The 13,415-nt window shown below is 43.0% G+C and carries 15 protein-coding genes; all 15 read left to right on the forward strand.

Annotated elements, in window-relative coordinates:
• Positions 1 to 13: 13 nt before the first annotated feature.
• The 15 genes from ACXAEO_RS02445 to mreD all read left to right on the forward strand — a co-directional run bounded on the left by ACXAEO_RS02445 (position 14) and on the right by mreD (position 13,393).
• The gene (locus tag ACXAEO_RS02445) at positions 14 to 1,675 is read left to right on the forward strand and encodes a GspE/PulE family protein (protein WP_474877554.1); all 1,662 of its coding nucleotides are present in this window, start codon (positions 14 to 16) and stop codon (positions 1,673 to 1,675) included.
• 12 nt (positions 1,676 to 1,687) lie between these two features.
• The gene (locus ACXAEO_RS02450) at positions 1,688 to 2,728 is read left to right on the forward strand and encodes a type IV pilus twitching motility protein PilT (RefSeq protein ID WP_474877556.1); all 1,041 of its coding nucleotides are present in this window, start codon (positions 1,688 to 1,690) and stop codon (positions 2,726 to 2,728) included.
• Positions 2,728 to 3,942: a type II secretion system F family protein gene (locus tag ACXAEO_RS02455; RefSeq protein ID WP_474877560.1), complete on the forward strand. Its 1,215-nt coding sequence runs from the start codon at positions 2,728 to 2,730 to the stop codon at positions 3,940 to 3,942. The genes ACXAEO_RS02450 and ACXAEO_RS02455 overlap by 1 nt, the downstream gene beginning before the upstream one ends.
• An 83-nt stretch (positions 3,943 to 4,025) precedes the next feature.
• Entirely contained in the window at positions 4,026 to 4,484 is a 459-nt protein-coding gene (locus ACXAEO_RS02460; protein ID WP_474877563.1) for a type IV pilin protein, read from the forward strand.
• A gap of 31 nt (positions 4,485 to 4,515) precedes the next feature.
• Positions 4,516 to 5,268: a prepilin peptidase gene (locus ACXAEO_RS02465; RefSeq protein WP_474877566.1), complete on the forward strand. Its 753-nt coding sequence runs from the start codon at positions 4,516 to 4,518 to the stop codon at positions 5,266 to 5,268.
• 13 nt (positions 5,269 to 5,281) lie between these two features.
• The gene (gene pilM / locus ACXAEO_RS02470) at positions 5,282 to 6,274 is read left to right on the forward strand and encodes a type IV pilus biogenesis protein PilM (protein WP_474877569.1); all 993 of its coding nucleotides are present in this window, start codon (positions 5,282 to 5,284) and stop codon (positions 6,272 to 6,274) included.
• Positions 6,274 to 6,879: a hypothetical protein gene (locus ACXAEO_RS02475; protein WP_474877572.1), complete on the forward strand. Its 606-nt coding sequence runs from the start codon at positions 6,274 to 6,276 to the stop codon at positions 6,877 to 6,879. Before pilM ends, ACXAEO_RS02475 begins: the two co-directional genes overlap by 1 nt.
• Positions 6,876 to 7,649 (forward strand): hypothetical protein, encoded by a 774-nt coding sequence (locus tag ACXAEO_RS02480; protein WP_474877574.1) that lies wholly within the window; start codon positions 6,876 to 6,878, stop codon positions 7,647 to 7,649. The genes ACXAEO_RS02475 and ACXAEO_RS02480 overlap by 4 nt, the downstream gene beginning before the upstream one ends.
• Before the next feature lie 38 nt (positions 7,650 to 7,687).
• Positions 7,688 to 8,161 carry a type II secretion system protein gene (locus ACXAEO_RS02485; protein ID WP_474877576.1) on the forward strand — a complete coding sequence of 158 codons (474 nt, stop codon included), beginning with the start codon at positions 7,688 to 7,690 and terminating at the stop codon, positions 8,159 to 8,161.
• A 110-nt stretch (positions 8,162 to 8,271) separates the two neighbouring features.
• Entirely contained in the window at positions 8,272 to 9,288 is a 1,017-nt protein-coding gene (locus ACXAEO_RS02490) for a hypothetical protein (protein ID WP_474877578.1), read from the forward strand.
• A gap of 154 nt (positions 9,289 to 9,442) precedes the next feature.
• On the forward strand, positions 9,443 to 10,027 hold the full coding sequence (locus tag ACXAEO_RS02495; protein WP_474877580.1) for a Maf family protein: 585 nt from the start codon (positions 9,443 to 9,445) through the stop codon (positions 10,025 to 10,027).
• Positions 10,028 to 10,043: 16 nt separating this feature from the next.
• Positions 10,044 to 10,733, forward strand: a complete 690-nt coding sequence (gene radC, locus ACXAEO_RS02500) for a RadC family protein (protein ID WP_474877583.1) — start codon at positions 10,044 to 10,046, stop codon at positions 10,731 to 10,733.
• Between the two features lie 219 nt (positions 10,734 to 10,952).
• Positions 10,953 to 11,978, forward strand: a complete 1,026-nt coding sequence (locus ACXAEO_RS02505) for a rod shape-determining protein (RefSeq protein ID WP_474877585.1) — start codon at positions 10,953 to 10,955, stop codon at positions 11,976 to 11,978.
• Positions 11,979 to 11,996: 18 nt separating this feature from the next.
• Entirely contained in the window at positions 11,997 to 12,869 is an 873-nt protein-coding gene (mreC, locus tag ACXAEO_RS02510) for a rod shape-determining protein MreC (RefSeq protein ID WP_474877588.1), read from the forward strand.
• The gene (mreD, locus tag ACXAEO_RS02515; protein ID WP_474877590.1) at positions 12,869 to 13,393 is read left to right on the forward strand and encodes a rod shape-determining protein MreD; all 525 of its coding nucleotides are present in this window, start codon (positions 12,869 to 12,871) and stop codon (positions 13,391 to 13,393) included. Before mreC ends, mreD begins: the two co-directional genes overlap by 1 nt.
• The last annotated feature ends 22 nt before the right edge of the window (positions 13,394 to 13,415 follow it).

Below are 13,415 nucleotides of genomic sequence, written 5' to 3' on the forward strand. Positions count from 1 at the left end.
ACGAGGGTTCGTTATGATACAAGAACGCAAAAGGTTAGGGGATTTATTAGTTGATGCAGGCCTCATTACAGATGAACAATTAAAAGAGGCGCTCGCCGAAAAAAGGTCAGGGCAAAAATTGGGCGATGCATTGCTCGAGCGGGGTTATATTACCGAACAACAGCTTATTGAAGTGCTAGAATTCCAGCTCGGCATTCCCCATGTGAGCTTATACCGTTATCCATTCGATCCGAAGCTGACAACACTCATTTCCAAGGAATTTGCGAAACGTAATGTGTTAATTCCGTTAAAAAAGGATGGAAACCGACTTCTTGTAGCAATGGCCGATCCGATGGATTTTTTTGCAATCGACGATTTACGCTTGTCGACCGGTTTTCATATTGAAACGGCGATTGCTTCTAAGGACGATATTTTACGGTCAATTGCTAAGTATTATGAGTTGGATGAAGATGTCGAAGAATTCGCGTCATTTCAAAATAGTGTTACAGCTGAGGAAGAAGAAAAGGCAACGGAAGACGACTCACCCATTGTTCGCCTTGTGAATCAGCTCATTGCCAATGCTGTTCAGCAAAAAGCGAGTGATATCCATATTGATCCACAGGAAACGAAAGTGCTCATTCGTTACCGTACCGATGGCTTATTAAAAACCGAACGGGTGCTGCCGAAGCATTTGCAAGGTATGTTGACAGCGAGGATTAAAATTTTAGCGAATTTAGATATTACTGAACATCGTGTGCCGCAAGATGGGCGTATCAAGCTGAATATCGATTTTCATCCGGTTGACTTGCGTGTGTCGACTTTGCCGACAATTTACGGAGAGAAAATCGTTATGCGTGTTCTTGATTTAGGCAGTGCATTGAATGATGTGAAAAAACTGGGCTTTAACCGCTTGAATTTAGACCGCTTTTTAAAGCTGATTGAGCAGCCGAACGGCATTGTGCTCATTACAGGGCCGACAGGGTCAGGGAAATCGTCCACTTTATATGCAGCATTAAATCATTTAAATGATGAAACGACGAATATTATTACAGTTGAAGACCCGGTTGAGTATCAGCTTGAAGGCATCAACCAAATCCAAGTAAATGCCAATGTTGGCTTAACATTTGCGTCAGGTCTTCGATCCATTTTACGTCAAGATCCGAACATTATTATGGTCGGGGAAATTCGGGACAAAGAAACAGCAGATGTGGCCATTCGTGCTTCTTTAACAGGACATCTTGTCTTCAGTACCCTTCATACGAATGACGCCATTGGGACGATTAACCGTCTCATTGATATGGGAGTCGAGCCGTTTCTTGTGGCGACTTCGTTGGCAGGAGTCGTGTCGCAGCGACTTGTGCGCCGTATATGCCGCGATTGCCAGCAAGTACAGGAAGCTTCGAAAAGTGAAAAGGAGATTTTCGCGCGCCGAGGCATCCAGCTTGAGACCGTCGTACGCGGCCGCGGTTGTGGAACGTGCAACATGACAGGCTATAAAGGACGTATTGCCATCCATGAATTAATGGTGATGACAGAAGATATGAAGCGGGTCATTTTAAATCGCGAACCGATGAGCCAGTTGCGGGAGTATGCGGTGAAAAATAAAATGATTTTCTTGCTGGATGACGGATTAATTAAAGTAAAACAAGGGTTAACAACGACGGAAGAAGTTCTTCGCGTTGTGACTGTTCATTAAGGTGTGGAGAAAATGAAAGAGCGAATTGAGTATTTAATGAGAGCCGCCTATGAATTAAAAGCATCGGACTTGCATTTAACCGTCGGTGTGCCTCCTGTTGTTCGTTTAAACGGAGAGCTGAAACGATACGGAAAGGACAAGCTGCTTCCGGCGGATTTAGAAGAAATGACGAAGGCTATCATGACAGACAAGCAGTGGCATGAGTTCAAGGAAAAGGGTGAGATGGACTTCTCCTACGGTCTTCATGGTATCTCTCGCTTCCGGATTAACACATACCATCAGCGCGGCTGTGTGGCAATGGCTATTCGCGTCGTCCCGACGAAAGTTCCGTCGCTCGATGAACTAGGGATGCCAGATGTTTTAAAAGGTTTGGCAGCAAAGCCGCAAGGTCTTCTGCTCGTCACAGGGCCGACTGGAAGCGGAAAATCAACAACGCTTGCGGCCATGATTGACTACATGAATCAAACGATGCGCAAACATATTATTACGTTGGAAGACCCGATTGAATATTTGCATCGCCACGGTGGATGCATTATTGACCAGCGTGAAGTTGGCCTGGATACGAATAATTTTGCCAATGGCTTGCGTGCTTCCCTGCGGCAGGACCCTGATGTTATTCTTGTTGGCGAGCTTCGGGATTTGGAAACGATCCACACCGCTATTACGGCGGCGGAAACAGGTCACCTCGTACTCGGGACCCTTCATACATCAAGTGCTCCGTCGACGATTAACCGGATTATTGATGTGTTCCCAGCTTCCCAGCAAGCGCAAATTCGCATTCAGCTTGCCTCTGTATTAACAGGTATTGTGTCACAGCGATTGTTTCCGACCACTGACCGGAAAAGTCGCGTTTCTGCGATGGAGATTTTAGTGAATAACTCAGCGATTGCCAATTTAGTTCGCAATGAGAAAATCCACCAAATTCCGAATGTGATGCAAACGAGTCGAGCGCTTGGGATGCAAACATTGAACCAAGCTATTCTGGAGTTGATTGAAACCGGGAAAATTTCAGTTGAGGCTGCACAGCCTTATCTTGAGGAGACGGTGACATAATGCCACAGTTCAAATATGAAGGCAGAGACTTAAAAGGAAAAAAGCATGCAGGCAAAATTGTTAGCTCGTCAAAACGTGAGGCCATCTTAAAGCTGAAAGAAAAAGGCATTCGCGTCTCGGACATGCAAGAACTGAAAGAAACACTGTTAAATAAAGAAATTACGATTGGAAACAGTGTAAAGCTGTATGATTTTGTCATTTATCTCCGTCAATTTGCGACATTGCTGAAAGCCGGTGTGACCGTTGTCGATTCAACGAGAATTTTAGCGGGACAAACAGACAGCAAGAGTTTGAAAAAAGCGCTTTTTGATGTTGAAGAAGATTTACGCAGCGGAAATCCGTTGTCGACCGCAACGGGCAAGCATAAAAAAGTGTTTCCGCCGATGTTTGTTAACATGGTTAGAGCAGGCGAAATTTCCGGAAGCTTGGATGAAACGCTTGAGCGGCTTGCCGATCATTTCGAAAAACAGCACCGAACAAAGCAAAAGGTCATTTCTGCACTTGCTTATCCAGCTGTTGTCGGTGTCATTGCGATTGGAGTCGTCATTTTCTTGCTTGTGTCTGTTGTACCGACATTTGTCGGGATGTTTGAAGATTTTGGCGCAGAGCTTCCGGCTATTACGCAATTTGTTCTCGATGCGAGTGCTTTTATGACGAAGTTTTGGTGGATCATTGTCGCAGGAATTTTGTTGCTGTCCATCGCGCTTGCCTTGTTATATCGGGAAAAACAAAGTAAATATTACCTTGATTACATCTTGCTGAAAATTCCTGTGTTTGGCGGTTTGCTGCAAAAGGCGGCGATTGCTCGCTTTACTCGGACATTAAGTTCATTGTTTTCCAATTCTGTCCCAATTTTGCAGGCCATTAGCATTGTCGAAAGTGTTGTCGGCAACGAAGTGCTCGCCCGCGTATTAGTAAAATCACGCGACGCTTTAGAGAAAGGACATTCTTTAACAGAGCCGATGGATCAGCATTGGGTGTTTCCTCCGCTTGTCACGAAAATGATTGCGATCGGAGAGGAAACGGGCTCATTAGACATTATGCTCGGAAAAGTAGCCGATTTTTATGAAGCAGAAGTTGAAACAACGACTGACCGGCTGAAATCTTTGATTGAGCCATTAATGATTGTCGTTCTGGCAGGACTCGTCGGAACGATTGTGACATCCATCCTTATCCCAATGTTTGACATATTCAACCACGTACAATCGTATTAAAACTATTTTCATAGCTTGTCGAGTGTTGTAAACTATTAGTAGTATGGTCCTAAGCACTCATTAAATTATAAGGAGCGAAAAACATGTTCAAAAAAATGTTAAAGAACGAAAAGGGCTTGACGTTGATTGAGTTATTGGCAGTAATTGTTATTTTAGGGATTATTGCGGCAATTGCAGTACCAAGTATTGGTGGGATTATTCAGAAGTCGCGTGAAGACGCGGTGAAGGCAGATGCGTTACAAATTTTAAATGCGGCTAAGATTTATGTTTCGTCAAATGGTGTAGATACAACAGATATTACAGATGAAATGTTAGCTGAATATGTAACGGATGTTGATGGTTTTGGAACTGCTGGTGATGGCACTGTTGATTATACTGTTAAAACAGATGTTGATAGTAAAACTTTTACTCTTACAACTAAAGAGGTTAAAGCTGGGAAAAGAACTATTCAGTTTACAGGTGCTTCTGTTGCAAATATTAAAGCAAACACTCCAGCTGCTGATTCTAGCGGGAAAATAGTTATTGATAAAGACACTAATTAATTGAATTAGAAAATTAAGAAGGAATAATTCAATGTTAATAATTAGTGTATATATGTTAGTGGTTGGCCTCACCCTAGGCTCCTTTTACAACGTCGTTGGTCTTCGCATTCCGATGAAGCAGTCGATTGTGAGGCCGCGGTCAAGTTGTCCGAGCTGTCAGCATGTGCTTACAGCTTCGGAACTTGTTCCGTTTTTTTCGTATATCATCCAAGGCGGGAAATGTCGAAACTGTAAGACGCGTATTTCACCGATGTATCCGTTGATGGAATTAGTGACAGGCATTCTTTTTGTCCTGTCATTTCGTTTATATGGGTTTGATTTAGAATTACTTGTTGCGTTGACGCTTGTGTCTTTGCTTGTGATTATTGTCGTATCTGATTTGGCGTATATGATTATTTCAGATGTGGTGTTACTGTTTTTTGCGGTGTTATTGATCGTCGAAAGAGCGTTTATTCCACTAACGCCATGGTGGGATTCTCTTTTAGGTGCTGCTGTCGGATTTGGTCTCCTTTTATTAATTGCGTTCATTAGTAAAGGCGGCATGGGCGGTGGAGACATTAAATTGTACGGCGTGCTTGGGATTGTGCTCGGCTGGAAGCTTGTGTTGCTTTCGTTTTTCCTTGCGACCTTCCTCGGTGCGGTGATTGGTGTGCTTGGGATGATGACGGGGAAGGTAAAGAGAAAACATCCAATTCCATTCGGTCCGTTCATCGCCGCAGGGACGCTTGGCGCCTATTTTTACGGTATGGACATTTTAGAGTGGTATTTTACATTTTTACTATAGTAGGTGAGAAGCAATGGTCTTACGATTACCATCCATGAAAAGCAAAATAGGCAATCTGATTGTGAAAGACCATGTCCTGCGCTATGTGGAGCTGAAGCATGGACCATCTTTGACTGTCTCTAAGGCACATGAACGATATTTGCCGCAAGGAATTGTTGAGAACGGCCAAATTATGGATGTGGAAACCTTGGGGATGATTTTGGACGAGTGTGTGGCAGATTGGGGCTTAAAAGGGACGAAGGTGCGGTTTGTTATTCCGGACGACCGTCTCGTTATTCGCCATCAAACACTGCCAGAATCATTAGATGATGAAGAGATTAAAGGGTATTTGTACATGGAAATTGGTTCAAGTATTCATTTGCCGTTTGAAGACCCTATTTTTGATTTTGTCGTTACAGACCGAAGGGACCAGCAAACAAGCATTATTTTATTTGCGGCACCGGAAGCGCTTGTGCTTCATTACGCAGAAGTGCTGCAAGAAGCGAAGCTGCAGCCGATTGTCGCAGATGTGTCGCCGCTTAGTTTATATCGCTTGTGCTATCATGGAGATTTAACGGCAAAAGACACTCATGAGATGCTTGTGAACATCGATTTATTGTCTGTGAACGTCAGCATATTTCATGACCACCAGCCGACGTTCATGAGACATATACCGCTTGAAGACAATCGTGAAAACTGGAAGGTTGTGCAGCATGGACAGGAGTTTGTGCTGGAACGGACAGAAGATGAAGAGGCGTTTTTCGGGAAGTTTAATGATATTTACAAAGAAATTGAACGAATCGCCAATTTCTATAAGTTTTCCATGAATGAAGGGAAAACAGGGATTGCTAAATTGCTCGTTACGGGAGACCATCCGTATTTACAAGAGCTTGTTACGAGATTGCAAGAACGTGTTTCATTGCCGGCTCAACTAATTGACGTTGCCGCGCAGTCGAAAGAACTGCCGGTGCCGCTCGATCATCGCTACTATTTGGCGTTAGGTCTGGCTTTGAAAGAGGTGCCATAATGTTAGTTGAAATTAACTTACTTCCGAAAAAGGAACGGAAAAACATCGCCTTTCTTGCGGTCATGCTTGTGGTGTTGCTTTGTATGCTAGCGGGCGGCGGCTTTCTCGCATGGAAATATACCGATTTACAGGCAGAAGGTACACAACTTGAAATATCGATTCATGAAACGAAAGCCAATCGTTTGTTAAAAGAAAAAGAAACAGGAGCTCGTCAAAGCAATGAAGGCTTGCAGCAATTGCAGTCAGCTATTCAATGGATGGAGAGCTATCCGGTTTCAACGGTGCCTATTTTGACAGAGTTAACGTCTGCGTTGCCAAAGCGGGGATTCATCCAAAGCTTCCAATATACAGAAGAGCGAAAAGTATTGCTTATTATTCAATTTGATGAAAGTGCACAGGCGGCGTTTTATTTAAATCGTCTAAATAACGACCTGCCTATTATTGAAGAAGCGAAGCTAATAGCTGTTGAAGCACATGAGCTGAAGCAAGAGGATAGTGAAGAGTTGGACGAGACAGACAAGGTGCTGCCGCGTTATTTAGCGACGTTTGAGCTTGGAATTAATGCAGATGAAGTAAAGAAATGGGCGAAGGAGGAAGAGAAATGAACCTTCGTTTAACGAAAAAACAGTCTTTCCTTTCGGTTATTGCTTTACTGTTGATTGTTCTTTTATTGTTCGTCGCATACAACACGTTCCTTCGACCGCTTGAGCAAGAAGTCGAACTATTGGAGAGTGAGTTCACAACAGAACAGCAATTGCTTCAGGTAGCGAATGAAAAAGCGGGTATGCCAGCTGAACAGTTGATGAAAAGCAGTGTCGAACTGCAAAAACGTCTGCCAGTTAAACCGTTTACCGAACAGTTTTTATTGGAGCTCGAGAAAGCAGAAGTCATGTCGAACAGCTTAATTTTAAGCATGCAGTTTTCCGATGAGGAAGAAGTGCTCCTTGGAGGAGCAGAAACAGAAGAGGAAAAAGGACCTGATCAACGACAAATGGCCGTCAATGAAGAAACCGGTACGATTGTTCCTGAAGAAAAAAGTGATGAGGCAACAGAACAGGCAGGGACATTGCCGGTCGGTTTGAAGAAAGTAACGGTTCAAGTGTCGGTTGAATCACAATGGTATCAAGATATGCTTACCTTTATTGATACGATTGAAAAGTCGCGGCGTATTTCGCAAGTCGAAAACATTTCTTTCCAAGGGCCACAGGAGCCAACTGCTTTATCAGAGGCGGATTCTCCGACAGTCCAATATGAGCTGACGATTTCTACGTTTTATCATCCAACTTTAGAGGATTTGCGAAAAGATATTCCAACTATCGATATTCCAGAACCAGGAGAGAAAGAAGATCCGTTTCCAACGTTAATTAATAATTAAAGCAAAAGGGCGGATTATCCACGTTTGGAGGAGCAGTTATGGATGAAAGAATGTCAATCAAACATCAGAAAGGTTTGACGCTCGTCGAACTGCTCGCCGTTATCGCCATTTTGGGCATCCTCGCGGCTATTTCAATCCTTGCTGTTGGAGCTATTATTGAGAAATCTAAGCAACAAGCATTTGTAGCTAACGCGGTGGCGATGAAGGAGGCGGCTTCGCTGCATAAGCGGGCAAGTGAAGTAGCGTTCAATCCTCAAGTACAGGCGAAGCTTACTTATGGCGATTTAGTAACGGACGGCTATTTACATGTACTGCAAGACCCTTTCACGGGGAAAGCATGGGACATAACCGACGATCAGGAACAATCGTTTGTTGAGATTAAGCTAGAGAACAGCGAGCTTCATTACGATGTTTGTTTATATGGCGAAACGAAAAAACTATGTGGTGCAGATGACAAAGGGATTGCATCAAACGAACTATCTATCGACAAAATTGCAGATCGACTCCCATAATGTCGAAAACCTTTCATAACAAGACGACAAATGTCTTGTTATTTTTTTTTGCCGCTATGATAGGATGAGGACAAGTCAAGGTGCTGTGAAAGCAAAGGTGGTGGACGGGAATGGACAAGCAGCCGAACAAAGTTTCTATTAAGATTAACGGACAAGAAAAAGTGTATCAAGAACAAAAAAATGAAATAAAGACAGAAGATAAAGCGATAAATGAACTGTCTACACAAGAGGAGTTTTCTTGGGTACTTCCCGAGGAAGATTCTTCGAATGTCGTCTCCATCGAAGATTTACGGCATGTGAAAAGTGGAAAGAAGCCGACTTTGCAAAAGTCTTCACCTATATGGAATCGTGGGAATGACACGAAACATACCGTCAAAAAAGTCGTGCTTATTATGTCTGTGGCGATTTTAGTCGGGACAGGACTTGGTATGTTCAGTTTAAAGCTTATGACGGGAGAAGGGTCCATGTTTGCTCCGGTTAACCCGGAACGAGCTACGGTTTCTTCTGAAGGTTTGCTAGAGGAGCCGGCAGAGCAAGGCAAGCCAGCAGAACCGGCGACATCGGCAGTGTTGCCTTCTTTTTCTCTTTATGCTGTCCAAGCAGGGGTGTTTTCTACGAAGGAAGCTGGAGAGGAAGCGGTGCGTAATATGAAGGCTAAAGGGTATGCGGCGGCTGTTGTACCAAACGAGAAGTCGTATGCTTTATTTATTGGGATTGGACTGGATGAGAACATTACGAAGGAAGTAGGCGAGCATTATAAAAAACAAGGAGAAAGCATTTACGTCAAGCCGTATGAAATGCCGTCTGTCCAAATGGATCAATGGTCTGAAACAGAACGAACGGTCATGACGAAAGTGCAGGTTCCGTTCCAAACACTTCTGTCGCTTTCTTCGGAAGTGTTATCGAATCCCGGGGCTGAGTTAAACGAGCTTAAAGGAATCAAAGAGGAGCTTGTTCAACTGAAGTCCACAGAAAATCTTAATGAAAACATTGGAAAATTTTTGTCCTATTTATTAATGGCGGAAGCTTCTTTAACGAATTATGAAAAAAATCAGAAAGATGAAGTAAGGTGGCAAACCGAGCAATTTCTGCTTGATGCTGTTACGATTTATGCTGAATTTCAATAATAGTATCAAAAAGGAAGGGAGCTAGACACACGCCCTTCCTTTTTGATGATTGAAAATTGTCAAACGATATGTGAATTGCTAGAATAAGGATGTGTCGAGTGTTAGAAAAACAGGCTGAATGCTTTCTATTATTTGAAATGTGAAGGTGATAAGGATGAAACAACAACTCGTGCTGGCCTCCGGGTCTCCACGCCGAAAAGAACTGCTTGAGCAACTTCATTTATCGTTTACCGTTCATGTCAGTAACGTAGAAGAACTCTTTGATGCTACACAATCTCCTTACGACATCGTGATGTCACTCGCTTTGCAAAAGGCGGAGGATGTGGCTGTCCATTATCCGGAAGCGTATGTGATTGGGTCTGATACCGTTGTCGTCCATGATGGCAAAATTTTAGGCAAGCCAATTGATGAACAAGAAGCAGAAAAGATGCTTAGTATGCTGTCAGGCGTTACACATGAAGTTGTAACAGGAGTTGCAATTGTACATCAAGGAAAGGTAATCTCATTTTACGAAAAGGCAGATGTGACGTTTTGGGAGTTGGCGAAGGAAGACATTTCCGAATACGTTAAAAGCGGAGAGCCGATGGATAAAGCGGGTGCATACGGCATTCAAGGTCTTGGAGCTTCGCTTGTGAAAAAGCTGGAAGGAGATTATTATGCCGTCGTTGGCTTACCGTTGTCGCGAACAATTCGTGAACTGAAGAAAGCCGGCTATGTGTATGAGATGAACGGTTCATAAAAAGGAGGAACTTTTCATGAACCTGTCTGCGTTAAAAATCCACGACTTTCCTGAAGACGAGCGTCCCCGTGAACGATTGCTTTCTTATGGGGCCGCTAGCTTATCAAACCACGAATTAATTGCCATCTTACTCCGTACTGGCACGAAGGATGAGTCGGTACTACAATTGTCCAACCGCATTCTTCAGCATTTTGACGGCTTAAAATTGCTTCAAGATGCAACCGTTCACGAAATGACAACCATTAAAGGTGTCGGAACGGCCAAAGCTGTCCAAATTGCGGCCGCCATTGAACTTGGGCGGCGCATTAGTAAACTCCACCTTCATGATCGTTATACCATCCGCAGCCCGGAAGATGGGGCTAACTTCATTATGGAAGAAATGCGCCTATTATCCCAGGAGCATTTCATTTGCCTCTACCTCAATACCAAAAATCAAATTCTCCATAAACAAACGATTTTCATCGGAAGCTTGAATTCCTCGATTGTGCATCCAAGGGAGGTATTTAAAGAAGCCTTCCGCCGCTCTGCCGCTTCCATTATATGTGCTCACAATCATCCGTCCGGAGATCCCGCTCCAAGCAGGGAAGATATTGAAGTGACGAAACGATTGAAAGAGTGCGGGCATATTATTGGAATTGAGCTGTTGGATCATTTAATTATCGGAGATCGAAAATATGTCAGTTTGAAAGAAAAAGGGTATATGTAAATGCTATGCTTTTTTGAAGGAGTGGGGTATAATAGGATGCATGAATTTTGAAATGCCAAGCTGGTGAATAATCAAGAAAAAAATATTTTATACAGACAATATTTGGCGTTGACATATATGATATAACTCGACACAATAATGAATGTCAGTTTTTTTGATGCGTGAAAAAAACATCATTTATGCCTTTGCATTTCGGTAATAGAAAGGGAGATACACATAATGTTTGGAATCGGTACAAGAGACCTTGGAATAGATTTAGGGACTGCGAATACTCTTGTTTATGTAAAAGGAAAAGGAATTGTCGTGCGTGAGCCGTCCGTGGTGGCGCTTCAAACGGACACAAAGCAAATTGTGGCAGTCGGAAACGACGCGAAAAATATGATTGGACGTACACCTGGAAATGTCGTAGCGCTGCGCCCAATGAAAGACGGCGTAATTGCCGACTACGAAACAACGGCTACTATGATGAAATATTATATTAAGCAGGCGCAAAAATCGAAAAGCGTATTTGCTGGGAAGCCTTATGTCATGGTTTGTGTACCTTCAGGCATTACAGCTGTTGAAAAGCGTGCGGTTATTGATGCGACGCGTCAAGCTGGAGCAAGAGATGCTTATACGATTGAAGAGCCGTTTGCAGCAGCAATTGGAGCGAATCTTCCTGTTTGGGAACCGACAGGCAGCATGGTTGTTGACATCGGAGGCGGTACAACAGAAGTGGCGATTATTTCACTTGGAGGTATCGTGACAAGCCAGTCGATTCGTATTGCTGGTGATGAGATGGACGATGCTATGATTCAATATATCCGCAAAAACTACAACTTAATGATTGGTGAGCGGACAGCTGAAGCTTTAAAAGTAGAGATTGGTTCAGCTGGCAATGCAGAAGGCATTGATAACATGGAAATTCGTGGCCGTGACTTATTAACAGGGCTTCCGAAAACGATTGAAATTACAGCAGCAGAAGTAGCAGATGCGTTAAAAGATACGGTAACAGCCATTGTGGATTCTGTTAAAAGTACGCTGGAGCAAACGCCTCCTGAGCTAGCAGCAGACATTATGGACCGCGGCATTGTGCTGACGGGCGGTGGTGCGTTACTACGCAACTTAGATAAAGTTATTAGCGAAGAAACAAATATGCCTGTCGTCATTGCAGAAGATCCCCTTGACTGTGTTGCTATCGGTACAGGAAAAGCGCTTGACCACATTGATTTATTCAAAACGAAAGCCGGGGATTCTTACCGCTAAAAATAAGAGGTGAAAACCATGCCACAGTTTTTTTTCAATAAACGATTAATTATTTTATTAGTCAGCATCATTATTTTAGTGGCATTGATTGGTTTTTCATTAAATGGTCGCAAAACGGTCACATGGCCGGAACAATTCGTCAAAGATACGGTCGGCTTAGGCCAAACCGCATTTCATCAGCCCGCACAATATGTAGCGGGTTTCTTTCAGAATGTATCTGACTTGAAGCATACATATGAAGAGAATGAGCTGTTGAAATCCAGGCTTGATGAATATATGCAGCTGGAAGCGAAAGCGAAAGAACTGGAAGATGAGAACAAGAAACTGCGAGAAATTTTGGACAAGAAAGAAAGTTTGCGGGATTTCGAACGAATCCAAGCGACAGTCATTGCGCGCAATCCGGATCGCTGGCATGAAGTGATCGCTCTTGACCGTGGGAAAGTCCATGGTGTGACGGAAAACATGGCAGTCATTACAGCTCAAGGGTTAATCGGAAAAGTGAAGCATGCCTCCCAGTTCACGTCCACGGTCCAGCTGTTAAGCTCCATGGATCGAACAAATCGCATCTCTGCCGTTATCCAGGGAGAAACAAATGTGTATGGCCTCATTGAAGGATATGACGAAAAGAAAGAAGCGCTTGTGCTTAAGCGTATTCCAAGTGATGCGAAAGTAGAAGAAAAGCAGCTTGTTTTGTCATCTGGTCTTGGCGGAATTTTCCCAAAAGGGCTTGTAATTGGTGAAATTATTGAGGTAGAGCCAGACGAATACGGTCTTACCCAAATGGCTTATGTGAAACCGGCTACTAATTTTTATGATTTAGACCATGTAATGATTATTAAACGAACCATGATTGCTGATGAAGAGTTCGACCAGGAAGAGGAGGAAGAGTGATGAATCGTTTCTTCCTTCCTTTTCTTGTCTCGATCGTGTTTGTAAGTGAAAGTTTATTTGTTAATTTTATTGCAGTTCATCCCTTTTTTCGGCAATGGATTTTGTCTCCTCGGTTTGTGCTGATTGTTTTAATTTTTATGGCGATTTATTTTAGCCGAAAACAAGGAATGATGTACGGGGCCATTTTTGGGATGCTGTATGACGTTGCCTTTACGGATATTTTAGGCGTGTACATGTTTGGACTGCCTGCTATTTGCTATTTTATCTTTAAATTAATGAAGATTCTCCAAAATAACATTGTTGTTGTGTCGTTGATGGGTGTTTTAGGGACGGCAGTTTTGGAGTTTTATATTTATGGAATTAACTTGTTGGTGCATGTGACGGAAATGAAAATTGATGAGTTTTTAGAGCTGCGGTTATATCCAACGCTTGGATTAAGCGCTGTTTTTTGCATTCTTTTTTCCTATTTTCTCAAAAAGCGTTTTCAAAAACTTTCGTTACAATATACAGACGAGCGTCTATAATGGAAAAAGAGGAAATTCGTAA

It is taken from the genome of Bacillus sp. ABA4_010 (assembly GCF_056159105.1).

Excerpts from the sequence above, each read along its gene's own strand:
- ACXAEO_RS02505 (WP_474877585.1), top strand. The coding sequence starts at position 10,953 with ATGTTTGGAATCGGTACAAGAGACCTTGGAATAGATTTAGGGACTGCG.
- ACXAEO_RS02445 (WP_474877554.1), top strand. The coding sequence starts at position 14 with ATGATACAAGAACGCAAAAGGTTAGGGGATTTATTAGTTGATGCAGGC.
- ACXAEO_RS02480 (WP_474877574.1), top strand. The coding sequence starts at position 6,876 with ATGAACCTTCGTTTAACGAAAAAACAGTCTTTCCTTTCGGTTATTGCT.
- ACXAEO_RS02460 (WP_474877563.1), top strand. The coding sequence starts at position 4,026 with ATGTTCAAAAAAATGTTAAAGAACGAAAAGGGCTTGACGTTGATTGAG.
- ACXAEO_RS02485 (WP_474877576.1), top strand. The coding sequence starts at position 7,688 with ATGGATGAAAGAATGTCAATCAAACATCAGAAAGGTTTGACGCTCGTC.
- ACXAEO_RS02465 (WP_474877566.1), top strand. The coding sequence starts at position 4,516 with ATGTTAATAATTAGTGTATATATGTTAGTGGTTGGCCTCACCCTAGGC.
- ACXAEO_RS02495 (WP_474877580.1), top strand. The coding sequence starts at position 9,443 with ATGAAACAACAACTCGTGCTGGCCTCCGGGTCTCCACGCCGAAAAGAA.
- mreD (WP_474877590.1), top strand. The coding sequence starts at position 12,869 with ATGAATCGTTTCTTCCTTCCTTTTCTTGTCTCGATCGTGTTTGTAAGT.
- radC (WP_474877583.1), top strand. The coding sequence starts at position 10,044 with ATGAACCTGTCTGCGTTAAAAATCCACGACTTTCCTGAAGACGAGCGT.
- ACXAEO_RS02450 (WP_474877556.1), top strand. The coding sequence starts at position 1,688 with ATGAAAGAGCGAATTGAGTATTTAATGAGAGCCGCCTATGAATTAAAA.
- ACXAEO_RS02490 (WP_474877578.1), top strand. The coding sequence starts at position 8,272 with ATGGACAAGCAGCCGAACAAAGTTTCTATTAAGATTAACGGACAAGAA.
- ACXAEO_RS02455 (WP_474877560.1), top strand. The coding sequence starts at position 2,728 with ATGCCACAGTTCAAATATGAAGGCAGAGACTTAAAAGGAAAAAAGCAT.
- ACXAEO_RS02475 (WP_474877572.1), top strand. The coding sequence starts at position 6,274 with ATGTTAGTTGAAATTAACTTACTTCCGAAAAAGGAACGGAAAAACATC.
- mreC (WP_474877588.1), top strand. The coding sequence starts at position 11,997 with ATGCCACAGTTTTTTTTCAATAAACGATTAATTATTTTATTAGTCAGC.
- pilM (WP_474877569.1), top strand. The coding sequence starts at position 5,282 with ATGGTCTTACGATTACCATCCATGAAAAGCAAAATAGGCAATCTGATT.